The 12,195-nt window shown below is 62.1% G+C and carries 6 protein-coding genes; 1 reads left to right on the forward strand and 5 read right to left on the reverse strand.

Annotation, left to right across the window (positions count from 1 at the left end; all coding sequences use genetic code 11):
• Positions 1-34 precede the first annotated feature (34 nt).
• The 5 genes from V8N38_RS20050 to V8N38_RS20070 all read right to left on the reverse strand — a co-directional run bounded on the left by V8N38_RS20050 (position 35) and on the right by V8N38_RS20070 (position 10,198).
• Positions 35-487, reverse strand: a complete 453-nt coding sequence (locus tag V8N38_RS20050) for a flavodoxin (RefSeq protein ID WP_033654121.1) — start codon at positions 485-487, stop codon at positions 35-37.
• A 33-nt stretch (positions 488-520) separates the two neighbouring features.
• The gene (truC, locus tag V8N38_RS20055; protein ID WP_103830292.1) at positions 521-1,291 is read right to left on the reverse strand and encodes a tRNA pseudouridine(65) synthase TruC; all 771 of its coding nucleotides are present in this window, start codon (positions 1,289-1,291) and stop codon (positions 521-523) included.
• A gap of 60 nt (positions 1,292-1,351) precedes the next feature.
• A complete protein-coding gene (gene pbpC, locus V8N38_RS20060; RefSeq protein WP_147840324.1) occupies positions 1,352-3,700 on the reverse strand; it encodes a penicillin-binding protein 1C in 2,349 nt (782 codons plus the stop codon).
• Positions 3,701-3,749: 49 nt separating this feature from the next.
• Positions 3,750-9,725 carry an alpha-2-macroglobulin gene (locus tag V8N38_RS20065; protein WP_147840323.1) on the reverse strand — a complete coding sequence of 1,992 codons (5,976 nt, stop codon included), beginning with the start codon at positions 9,723-9,725 and terminating at the stop codon, positions 3,750-3,752.
• 146 nt (positions 9,726-9,871) lie between these two features.
• A complete protein-coding gene (locus V8N38_RS20070; RefSeq protein ID WP_033638567.1) occupies positions 9,872-10,198 on the reverse strand; it encodes a YqcC family protein in 327 nt (108 codons plus the stop codon).
• Between the two features lie 178 nt (positions 10,199-10,376).
• Between V8N38_RS20070 and V8N38_RS20075 the strand changes: the two genes are divergently transcribed.
• Positions 10,377-11,615 (forward strand): MFS transporter, encoded by a 1,239-nt coding sequence (locus V8N38_RS20075; RefSeq protein WP_087763679.1) that lies wholly within the window; start codon positions 10,377-10,379, stop codon positions 11,613-11,615.
• The last annotated feature ends 580 nt before the right edge of the window (positions 11,616-12,195 follow it).

A 12,195-nucleotide genomic window follows, 5' to 3' on the forward strand; every position in this document is an offset into this window, starting at 1 on the left:
TCGCCAAGGCGCCCTTTCGCGGCGCCTTTTTACTTTACGATTGCAGCAGCGTGCCCCACTGCTCGACCCACGGGCAGGCGGCCACTTCCGGCTCCGGCTGTTCCATCGCATCGATCTCCAGCACTTCGCTCACACGGGTGGCGCCCTGCTCTTGCAGCAGCGCGTCGAACGCGCGCCCGGCGCCGCAGAAGTTGTCATAGCTGCTGTCGCCGAGGGCGATCAGCCCATAGCGCAGCTCCGGCTGGTAGCCGACCTGATCGCGAATGGCGTGGAACAGCGGCGCGATGCTGTCCGGCAGATCGCCCTGCCCGGTGGTGGAGGTGATCACCAGCGCGTAGTGCTGACGATAAAACTGCCAGGCCTCCAGCGTGCCCTCTTCGAACAGTTTGACCTCATGGCCCTGCTCGCTGAGGATGTTTTGCGCCTCTTCCGCCACCAGCAGCGAATTGCCGTAGACCGTTCCCACGAAGATACCAACCTGAGCCATGGCTCCTACTCCCTTCATTACCTTTAAAAATTGTCAGCTATCCTGACCGTTAGCCGCGCTAAACTCAACCCCGGCAAGTTCAGGGAATACCCCCGCCCAGCCGAACTGCGCCATCACCCCTTGCCAGTCTTCGTCCCAGCGCGCCGTCACCTGCAGCGGTTCGCCGGTCACCGGGTGCGTCAGCTGCAGATGGCTGGCGTGCAGCATCAGGCGCGGGCAGCCGAAATGCTGCGCCATACCGCGGTTCTGCCGCAGATCGCCGTGCTTGCTGTCGCCGATGATCGGATGGCGAAGATGCGCCATGTGGCGCCGCAGCTGGTGCTTGCGGCCGGTTTCCGGCTGCAGCTCCACCAGGCTGTAGCGCGCGCTGTCGTAGCGGCCGACGGCCACCGGCATCTCTACCTGCGCCAGCGGCCGGTAGTGCGTCACCGCCGGCTGCGGTCCCTTATCGGCATCGGCATGTTTATCGGCGATTTTGTCCAGCTCCGCCGTCAGCGGGTAGTCGAGGGTCGCCCCCTCCTGCACGTAGCCGCGCACCACCGCATGGTAGGTTTTCTGCACCTGATGCTGCTCGAACTGCTGCGACAGCAGGCGCGCCACCTCGCTGGAGAGCGCCATCAGCAGCACGCCGGAAGTCGGGCGATCGAGACGGTGCACGGTAAAGACGTGCTGCCCGAGCTGATCGCGCACCGTCTGCATCATAAAGCGAGTTTCATGACGGTCCAGCCAACTGCGGTGGACCAACCAGCCCGACGGCTTGTTCACCGCCACCAGGTGTTCATCCTGATACAAAATCTCAATCACATCGCTTTCCCAGGTAAATAGCCGTTTCGGGCGCGAGTATAACAGGCGTGCGGCTCAGCGCTAGTTCACCCATTCGATGGTCACCAGGCGCGTATCGGCGCGGCCGCGATCGTCCACCGCCCGAATGCGGTAGCGCCCGTTGTTGATCGGCCGCCAGTCGATCGGCTTTTTGCTGGCGCTGCTGCCGAGATAGATATCGTCGACGAACCAGTACACCGTCTTGCTGTCGGCGTCCGTCACCGCGTTGAAGGCGATTTTATCCCGCCCCTGCTGCGACTGGCGCAGGGTATAGGTGGTATTTTTCAGCGGCGAAGTGATGCGCGGCGCGTTGCCGCCGACGGCGATGCCGTTGTCCTTGCAGCGGTTGACCGGCGGCGCCCGCTTCGGCAGCCCGGCCTGGGCGAATACGTTGGCCAGATCGGAAGGCCAGAACTCAAAGATTTCGGTGCGGGTCTGCGCCGCGTCATACGGCGGGCAGACGACCTCGCCGCTGTGAATATCCAGCACTACCGGCCGGTAAACGCTGTCGACCTTGATCGGCGACTTGCCGGGAATAAACCAGGTCTTGCCCTTCTGCTGGCACCATGGCGTGGGCAGATCGCCGCTGGCGAGACAGATCTCCACCCGCCGCAACCGTTGGGGAAACGGGTGCTTCGGTTCCCGCAGGCCAGGATAGCTGGCGTTGACGCTGTCGATGACATTGAAGAACAGCGGCGCTGCCGCCTCGGCGCCGACCAACGCATTGTTGCCGCGCCCGTCGAAGTTGCCTTCCCACACCACCAGCACGTAAGGGCCGAAAATCCCGACGCTCCAGGCGTCGCGAAAGCCCCAGGAGGTGCCGGTCTTCCAGTACACCGGCAGTGAAGAAGAACGTTGCGCCAGCGTATCGCCCGGCCGGCGATGCTGGCGCAGCATATCCAGCGTAATGAAACTGGCCTCCTCACTCAGCAGCCGAACCGGCGTCGCTTCGGCCTCGTTCAGCTGCATACGAAGCGGCCGCAGCTCGCCGCGATTCGCCAACAGCGCATACAGCTTCGCCAACTCCTGCGCCGTCACCTCGCCGCCGCCCAGCACCAGCGACAGCCCGTAGTGGCTCTCACTGGCCATATTGGCCACGCCGGTCAAACGCAAAAACTGATAAAAAGTCGGCTGGCGCAGCTGCGAGGCGACATACACTGCCGGGATGTTACGGCTGAAATTCAGCGCATCGGTGGCGGTCACCGGGCCGAGAAAGCGCCGGTCGAAGTTTTCCGGCGCATAGGCGCCGAACGACGAAGGCACGTCTTTCAGGATGGTCATCGGATGCAGCACGCCCTGCTCCATGCCCAGCGCGTAGATAAACGGTTTGAGCGTCGAACCCGGCGAGCGCTTGGCGTTGGTGCCGTTCACCTGCCCCTGGATCGGCCGATTGTAATAGTCCGCCGATCCCACCAGCGCGCGCACCCCCATATCGCGGCTGTCCACCAGCATCACCGCGGCGTTTTGGATGCCGCGGCTGCGGTTGCGGGCGATAAACGCGTTGACCTGCCGCTCGACCAGCCGCTGCAACCCGGCGTCCAGCGTGGTGTCGACGCGCGTATCGCGCTGTACCAGTTGCTGCGTCTGCAGCCGTAGCTGCTCGATAAAATGCGGCGCGATATAGGGCACTTGCTCAGGCTGCCGCAGCGCCAGCGGCAGGCGAAACAGCGTTTGCTGGCTGGCGTCGGTGGGGTAAACCCGCTGCCAGCGCTGGAACAGACGATTGCGCGCCTGCGTCAACGCAGCGCCGAGCACGCCGGTTTTCGGCTCCAGACGGTAGCTGGGCGACTGCGGCAACACCGCCAGCGTCAGCGCCTCCGGCAGGGTCAAATCCTTCGGCGACTTGGCGAAATAGATCAGGCTGGCGGCGCCGATGCTTTCGATGTTGCGGCCGTAAGGGGCATAATTCAGGTAGGCTTCCAGGATATCGCGCTTGGAGTAGCTGAGCTCCAGCTGCACCGCGCGCAGCACCTGCAGCAGCTTGCCGCCCGGCGTGCGGGTGTTGAGATGCCAGCGCATGCGCGCCAGCTGCATGCTGATGGTCGATCCGCCCTGCATTTTGCCGCCGGCGACATAGCTGCGCCAGAAGCCACGCATCAGGCTGACGGGGTTAAAGCCGGGGTTGTAGTAGAACCAGCGGTCTTCGTGCAGCAGCAGCCCGCGCACCGCCAGCGGCGACACCTGCTCCAGTGGGGTCCACAGCCGGTAGCGGTCGTCGTTGGCCAACGTGATGCGCAGCAGCGCGCCGTGCCTGTCGTAATAGACGGAAGACTGCGGCAGCCCCTGCCACAGGGGCGGGTGCGGCCACAGCCGAATCGCGGTCAACAGCAGCGCCAGTAAAAACACCGCCATCAAGCCGTTTTGCAGCGCACGCCCGGTCAGGATCCTCATAGGCTCTCACCGCCCCGGCGCCAGACGCTGGCCTGGCGCCGGATCCGGCCTAGTCGTTGCCCGCCGGCACCACCACCAGCTTGCCGCCGCCGGCCGACATCGCCTGTACTTCACGGTCGTACATGGCTTCGCCGTAGGCCGGTGGAACAATAAAGCTGCCGGTATTGGTGGCCTTGATCTGATAGACGAACTCCTGCACCTCGGTGCCGGCGCTGCCGTAGATAATCACCCGATCTTCACGGATATCGCTGTAATCCGGCGCCCAGGTGGAGCCGGTAGCGGCCAGCGGCGACTGCCAACCGCCGCGGTCTTCGCTCTCCTCGCCGGCGTCGGCCGGTTCCGGCGGCGTCTGCTGCACCACTTCGAACCCACCCGGCAGCAGATCGACGATCGCCAGGTTGCTCTGCCCCTCTTTCGAGTTGGCGCGCACCTTCAGATGGACGTTGATCTTCTGCCCCAACGTCACCTGCGTCACCGGTTTGCCCTGTTCGTCGGTGTAATCGCGAACGATCTCAATCCCGCGCGACAGCGCTTTTTGCGGCGCATTCAGGTCGTAACCGGCCTGCGTCACCACATACCAGGCCGGCGCATTGCCGCCGTTGGTGAAGCGCACAGCAGTAGCATCGGCGTTGAACTGCCCCTGCACGAACAACCCCTGCAGCTCACTGATGCGCTGCGGCTCACCGCCGGCTTTGCCTACCTGCACGATGCCCAAGGCATCCGCATTGGCGGATTGCGCCGCCACCTGGGCCGAATAGCTTTCCAGCGCCAGGATGCTCATCGCGGAAGAGTAGGTGGTGTAGCGCTCTTCTTTCAGCGCCTTGACCATATTCTCCAGCACCTGCGGCGGGATCGACGCCACCTTCTCCGGGAAGTGACGGGTAATCAGATACAGCCGCGTCGCATCCTGCACCAGCGGATCGAAATAATTCTGCGTCCACCAGGCGCTGTCATACGCCTTGCTCAGCTGCTGCCAGCTCGGTTGCAGCAACGCGGCGGCTTCGTCGTCCATCTTCAACAAGCGGTAAGAAGAAGCCAGATACAGCGCACTCAGATCGGTTTTCCACCCTTCGCCATAGCGTTTTTGCAGCGTATCCTGCACCGCCGCCAGCGAGTTGGTGGTCACTTCGCCCTGCAGCGTCAGCAGGTAAACCGCCCAGCTGCGCAGGCGCAGCAGATACAGATCGTCGAATCCGCTGGCCGCCAGCTCGCGCAATGCGCCGTTGGCCTCGTCCAGCATGCCTTCCGGCAGGGCGTAGCCCGCCGCTTTGGCTTCGAGCAGATACTGCACCACATAAGGCGTGACGAAAGGATCGGCATCCGGCGACGAACGCCAGGCGCCGATCGCCCCGCTGTCGTTCTGGCGCGCGCGCAGCACGCCAAGCAGGTTGCGCAGCTGCTTGCTGACTTCCGCCTGGCTCAGGCTGCTTTTCATCTCTGGGTGGCGGCTCTGCAGCATCAGCGGAATGGAGCGGCTAACGATCTGCTCGGAACAGTAATACGGGTAATCCGCCAGGTATTGCGCCAGCCCGCTGGTCAGCACCAGCGGCGAATTCGACACCGCCGCCCGGCGCTGCGCGAAAGCGTCGAACATCTGGCGCAGGCCATCGACGTTCTGGCTGCTGCCGCTCATGCGCCCCATCACCGACTGGGTGCGGTACGGCGCCGCCGGCCGCACCGAGGTGCTGACGGTGCGGCGGCTGGCCTGGTCGCCGTAACGGGCGTCGAACACCAGCGGTGCATCGCCCAGCGCGGATTTGGCGCGCAGACGGAAAGTGATCACACCCTCGCGTTTTTCCGCCAGCGTCAGGCTTTGCGTCGCGTTGCCCACCACCTCCAACTGCGGCGGCGGCGTCAACAGAACGTTGATGGCCACCGACTGGCCGTTCAACCCTTCGAGGTTGTTGCTGACGCCCACGCTGACGTCGAACTCGTCGCCCGGCGCCACCATCGCCGGCACGTTCGGCGTCATGATGAAGTTGTCGCGCACCGTGGCGGCGGTTTGCGCCTTGCCGATTTTCTCCGGCGTCACCGAAATCGCCATCACGCGGATCTTGCCGTTAAAGTAGTCCGGCACCGGGTAGACGAACTGCTTCTCGCCGCTGACCTCGGTAATGCCGGACCAATAGGCCACCGGCTTGTCGCGTTTGCGCTTGAACGGGTTGAGGTTGAGATCCAGCCCTTCGCCCGCGTCGCCGCCCGGCGCCGCGGTCAGCGCCATCAGCTTGCTGAACTCCGGCAGGATCAGGTCGAGGATCTGCGAGCTGCTCACGTTCAGTTCACGCTTACTGAAGAAGAACTCCAGCGGATCCTTCAGGCGGTAGCGCGCCACCTGCAGAATGCCCTCATCGACGGCAAACAGCGCCACCTGCTGCGGCACGTCGGTCTTGACCGTCATCGTCAGGTTTTCACCCGGCTTGATGACCTCCGGCGCCGTCACCTCGAGGCTGTTTTGCCGCGCCTGGGTACTGATCTTGAACGGCATCACGCCATAGCTCAGCGGGCTCATGAAGATTTCACTGGAGTTGATGTCGCGCACGAACTGCACGTTGATGTAGCCGTTGCCCTCCATGCCGGCCGGCACGCGGATCTTCTGCACCGAGCTGGTGGTATCGGTGTGGAACCACTGCCAGGCGTAAACCTTGTCCTTCTCGATGGTGATCAAGCCGCTACCGGTATAAGGCGCGTTGATCGCCACCTCGATCTCCTCGCCCGGCTGATATTCCGCCTGGTTCAGTTTCAGCTTCAGTTCGGCGTTGCGATCCAGCGAACGGCTCAGGTTGGCGTTGCCGGCCACGCTGTAGGCGACGCGGTTGAGCGTTTTGCCCTGCGCATCTTCAATCACCAGCACGAAGTCGCCCGGCTTATCGGTCGCCAGCCGCAGATCCGCGCCCTGCTCGCTCAGCGCCAGCGGCTGTTCCGACAGCTGCACTTCCTTCATCTTCGACTGGTATTTGTAAACGCCCGAATCCTGTTTGGTCAGCACCGAGATGTATTTCTGCTCGATCAACACCTGCTTCAGGTTCGGCATGGCGATCTGCTGCAGATTCGGATCGATGGCGATCACGTTCAGATGCCGCTCCGCGTCGCGGTTGATGTAGCCCAGATCGCCGTCCGCCTTCACCCCAATCAGGTAATCGTAAGGCGAAACCAGCGTGCGGGCGGTAGCCGCCACCGAGCGCCCGCCGCCGGCGACGAACGCCTCCGACAGCAGCTGCAGCTGATAGGTGGCGTCGGCGTAGGATTTCAGATCGAGCGGGATTTCGGCCGCGCCGTGCTCATCGGTGGTGCGATCTTCCAGCTCGGTTTCGAACCCGTCGCTGTTTTGCCGGTTTTCATAGAACGCATAATCTGGGAAGCGATCGAAGCTCGGATACATCGGCCGCAGCGTCAGCCTGGTGGTCACGCGGCGATCCTGCGCCGGGGTACCGAACAGGTTCTGCACATCGATGCTGGCCTTCAGCTCGGACGGTTTGACCCAGCCTTGCTGGCGATTCGGCGTCAGCGCCAGCTTCACTTTCAGCTGATCCGGCTCGAACTCCTTCACATTGACCGCGGTATGGCCGAGCAGCGTGGAGGTATCGTTGTTTTTGCCGATCAGATACAGATAGACGTTCCACTCGCCGGTGGGCGAGTTTTCATCGGTGGTATAGCTCAGCTCGTTGAAACCGCTGGCGCTCAGCGTCAGCGGCACGGTGGTCATCAGCTTGTCGCGCGGATCGCGGACTTCGGCGCGCACCGGCACGCCGGCCAGGCCAACGCGCCAGTCGGCGGCGCGGGTGATCAGGCCAATATTGAAAGTATCCCCCGGTCGATAAACGCCGCGATCGGAGAACAGGTAGCTGCCGAGCGTACGCGGATCGGTCGGCGTTTGCTCCCCGGCGACGTCGAAGCGCGAGAAGTCCAGCCCGCGATCGTTATAGCTGCCGGTCGGCAGGAAGGAAACATCCCCTTCTTTTTCCACCAGGAACATCACCGGCTGGCGCTCGTTGGTGTACACGTCGAGCGCCGGGAAACGCACGTGGCCGTCTGCCCCGGTGGTTTGGCTGAGCAGCGTCACGCCGTTTTTGGCCACTACCGACACGTTGGCGCCGCTGACCGGCGCGCCGCTTTGAATCGACTGCACGAAGACGTCGCGCGTCTTATCCTGCGAGCTCTTGGCGACGATGCCCAGATCGGTCACCACCACAAAGCGCGAATCGCCAACGTCGGGCTGATCATCTCCGGTGCTCTCGTCCGGTTCCTGTTCTGGCTCGGCACCCGCCTCTTCCGCCGCCGGTTTCCGGTTCGGCTGCCATTCAGACAGCGTCAGCAGGAACACCCCGCGATGGGAACTGGCGTTGGTGGAGAGATAACGGGAGAGGTCGATGCCCTGATAGTTCACTTCCCCCGGCCGCTCGTTATTGAGCGCCGTCTGGTATTTGAAATGCTCGGTGAAATACTCATCGTTGAGCCGGTTGAATTCCGTGGACGAATATTCCCGGCTTTTGAAGGAGACGATGTGCTGCAGCTGGCTCGGGATCACCCGCTTGATGTCCAGCCGCAGGCCCGCCACGTTGCGCGCCGCCACGCTGATCTGTTTGTCGCCGTTGACCGACAGCAGCGAGCCTGCGGACATGAACTGCAGCGATTTCGGGAACTCCGGCACTTCGACCACCCGATAAACCTTCTTCGGCATTTTGTAACCGCCGACGGAGACCAGTTGGTTGTCTATCTCGATCAGCACGAAGCGGTGCGCCGGAGCTTCAAAGCGGAAGCTGAACTGCGGCTGGTAGGCCTCTTCCGCCTCGTTAAGCGTCAATGGCAATGCCGTCGCCTGCGCCAGCACGTTTTTACCGACGCTGTCGACCGTCCATTGATAGAAATCTTCGGCATCGTTGGCGGCCTCGGCATCGTTCGGATCGTGCTGCGGCAGCAGCCAGGCTTTGGTGGCCCGCGCCAGCTCTTTATCCTTCACCGCATCGCTGAAACCGACCACCAGCGCACGCTGCCCTTGGCCGCCGTCGGTATCCACGACCTGGGCACTGGCGTCGCTCAGCGCTAGACTGTACAGCGTCGGGACTTTGACCCAGTTGCTTTTCGCCTCTTCGACCGCATTGCCGGCCGCCGTCGATTTGACGCCCTTGCCGACGGTCAGATGCACAGCGCCGCCCTGATCCAGCGCCTGCAGCGGCTCGGAATGCACCCAGGCGTTCAGTTTTTTCTCGTCATAGACCAGAGAGAAGTTCAACTTTTTCTCGGAGGAAGTGCTGCCTTCTTTCAACCCCAGCGAAATCTGTTTTTCAAAGCTGGCGACGTCGACCGGCGCGTTGAACTTCAGATTGAAAATCGCACTGCGTTTCTGCGCATCTTGCGGATCGCGGTAATACTCAGCCTGCCCCAGGCGGTAATCGAACGCGGGCACGGTGAAGGCATAGCGGGTTTTGGCCAGTTTGATCTGCGGTGCCAGCAGGGTGGCGGGCTCAAGGGTCACGTCATACTTCGCGCCCATCGGCAGCGGCTTTTTCGGCGTGAACAGCAGCGTCGACTCGTTGCTCCATGCCCACTGCCCTTCCGCCGTCGGCTTCAGAGTGATGCCGGCGCTCACGGTTTTACCCACTGCGGCGATCGGCGCGACCGACCCGCTGAAGGTCAGGCTCACCGTTTGCGGCACCTGCCGGGCGGCGGCGTAATCTATTGGCTCGGGGTTGGCAAGCGATGCGCTGACCTCCTGAACCACCATCGGTGCAGGCTCGATAGGCTGAGGCCGGTTTTGCCACCAGTGCCAGCCGTAAAATGCGCCGCCTGCGGCGCCAGCCAACAGCAACAGGCCTAAACCGATCGCTTTCGGGTGTTTATCCACGCCGCTTTCGAGCCGCAAGAAACCGCGCGGCAGCGCAGCCCACCAGGCCGGCGCACGCCAGCTGAGGTTGCCGACCAGCGGTCTCAGCAACCGCCCCAACAGCGACAACACCCCACCCAGCAGGCGACAAACGCCCTTAACCAGGGTAAAAGGCAAACGCAGGATAAACCTTAATAAATCCATTATTGCAGCACCTCATCATCCTAATGCAGCCCCCGGTCAACCGCCGCGGTTCAACCGAGCCGAAAGACGCCGTCGGCTCCCCTGCCCGGCATCCGCGCGAGTACTCTACACTGCCGGGCGGCAAAAATCTGCGCGCCGCCGGCGAATTACGGCTCTTTATTCAACATCAAATCCAGCTGTTGCAGCAGCACCAGCAGCGGCAGGCTGCTCGGTTCACGATCTTTCAACGCCTCTTCGAAATAAGGCGTGATGGCGAAGCGCGTCGGCAGCGGCGCTTCGGCATCCAGCAACGCATACATGCGCGGCAAGAACACCCACTGCAGCCAGGCTTCGGCCGACATGCTATCGATGCAGAACGGCTCGGTGCTGGAGAAAGCCTCATGATCAGGCGGCGCGGCCTGCCACAGCGCCAGATCGCGCATGGATTGTTCAATCGCCTGCAAACTGCGGCGCACCTGGTTATGTATACTCATCTGCATTCCCGATCTCTTGTCATCATGGTATTCAGCGCGCTGGCTGAAAGGCGGCAAAGCATAGCATTTTTATAGCCCAAATTCGGCGCGCCTGAGACAGCTCACCGTTTTTATCTGGTGGCGTTCGCCGCCGCGCGGCACAATAGGCCCACCGAATTCACCACACAGATAAAGATTCATGTCCGTAATAACAGAGAAAAAAAACCACGCGACGCCCGGTAAGGCCATGCTGGCTTCGGTCACCGGTTATGCCATGGACGGGTTTGACCTGCTGATCCTCGGCTTTATGCTGCCGGCCATCAGCATCGAATTGGGATTAACCTCATCGGCCGCCGGTTCACTGGTCACCTGGACGCTGATCGGCGCGGTGCTGGGCGGCGTGATTTTCGGCCACCTCAGCGATCGTTTCGGCCGTATCCGGGTGCTCACGATCACCATCCTGATGTTTTCCCTGTTCACCGGCCTGTGTGCCGTGGCGCAAGGGTATTGGGATCTGCTGGCCTATCGCACCCTGGCGGGCATCGGGCTGGGCGGCGAATTCGGCATCGGCATGGCGCTGATCGCCGAAGCCTGGCCGGCGGAGAAGCGCAACCGAGCTTCGGCTTACGTCGGCATGGGCTGGCAATTGGGCGTGCTGGCGGCCGCCTTCCTGACGCCGCTGCTGCTGGAGCATATCGGCTGGCGCGGCATGTTTTTGGTCGGCCTGCTGCCGGCGCTGGCGTCATTCCTGATCCGCCGTACCCTGGGCGAGCCGGAAGCATTCGTGCGGCAGAAAGATGCCGGGCAACCGCTCTCCTTCCTGCAGCGTTTGCGCCTGCTGTTTAAGGATCGCGCCACCAGCAGGGCCAGCATCGGCATCTTCATTCTCTGTTCGGTGCAGAACTTCGGTTACTACGGCCTGATGATCTGGATGCCGACTTACCTGGCGAAAAACTTTGGCTTCTCGCTCACCAAGTCCGGCCTGTGGACGGCGGTGACGGTGGTCGGCATGACGTTCGGCATCTGGCTGTTTGGCATGCTGGCCGACCGCTTCGCCCGCTGGAAGATCTTCGTGCTTTATCAGATCGGTGCCGTGGTGATGGTGATCGGTTACGCCCAGTTGAGCGACCCGACGCTGATGCTGTTCGCCGGCGCCGTGATGGGCATGTTCGTCAACGGCATGATCGGCGGCTACGGCGCGTTGATTTCCGATACCTATCCGGTGCAGGCGCGCGCCACCGCGCAGAACATCCTGTTCAATCTGGGGCGCGGCGTCGGCGGCCTGGGGCCATTGGTGATCGGTGCGCTGGTGACGCAGGTGTCGTTTACCGCGGCCATCAGCCTGCTGGCGGCAATTTACCTGCTGGATATCTACGCCACGCTGTTCCTGCTGCCGAAAAAACAGGGCGCAGGCGATACGCTGGGCGCGATTGGTTAACGCTGAAGAGGGATTAAGGCGGGGCGCACGCGCAGCGGGATAAAACAAAAAGTTGGGGGCACTGCGTTAACAGTGCCCCCGGTTCGTTTTATAGCTATCCCGCTACACAGCGTGCTCCCTGCTCAATCCTTGAAAACTTTTCCTGCGGCCATCCTGACCAAGTGGTCCTTGCATCATCCTGCAGCATCGTCCTGACGCGGTTCCTCAGCCTTCCTGACCCGCCGACAGTCCTGTGCCGGCTCTCAATCTCCGTCCTGGAGGTGTCCCTGGTTTCTATCCTGAAACATCCTGGGCATCTCCTGACGCCATCCTTCGCTCTTGCCTGAGCGCATCCCTTTCTTCTTCCTGAAGCTGCATCATCCTGATGCTTTCCTGCTCCGCCGGTTCCGTTCCGGTAACGATAAGATCGCTTAAATTCCCCGGAATCACAAGGGTTTGGGAGGTGTCTCACACTAAATTAAGACTAAGAGTTATCCTAAAGAAATTCTAACCAATTGATCTGGATAACAATAATCTCATAGCCTGGAGAAAGGCGGGAAAAATTAAGAGCGATCTCTCACAGGCCGTGTGAGAGATCTCT

Source organism: Serratia nevei (assembly GCF_037948395.1).
Lineage (GTDB): Bacteria > Pseudomonadota > Gammaproteobacteria > Enterobacterales > Enterobacteriaceae > Serratia > Serratia nevei.

Bases quoted from the DNA above. Each gene is read 5' to 3' on its own strand.
- pbpC (WP_147840324.1), bottom strand. From the start codon at position 3,700: ATGAGGATCCTGACCGGGCGTGCGCTGCAAAACGGCTTGATGGCGGTG.
- V8N38_RS20075 (WP_087763679.1), top strand. From the start codon at position 10,377: ATGTCCGTAATAACAGAGAAAAAAAACCACGCGACGCCCGGTAAGGCC.
- V8N38_RS20070 (WP_033638567.1), bottom strand. From the start codon at position 10,198: ATGAGTATACATAACCAGGTGCGCCGCAGTTTGCAGGCGATTGAACAA.
- V8N38_RS20050 (WP_033654121.1), bottom strand. From the start codon at position 487: ATGGCTCAGGTTGGTATCTTCGTGGGAACGGTCTACGGCAATTCGCTG.
- V8N38_RS20065 (WP_147840323.1), bottom strand. From the start codon at position 9,725: ATGGATTTATTAAGGTTTATCCTGCGTTTGCCTTTTACCCTGGTTAAG.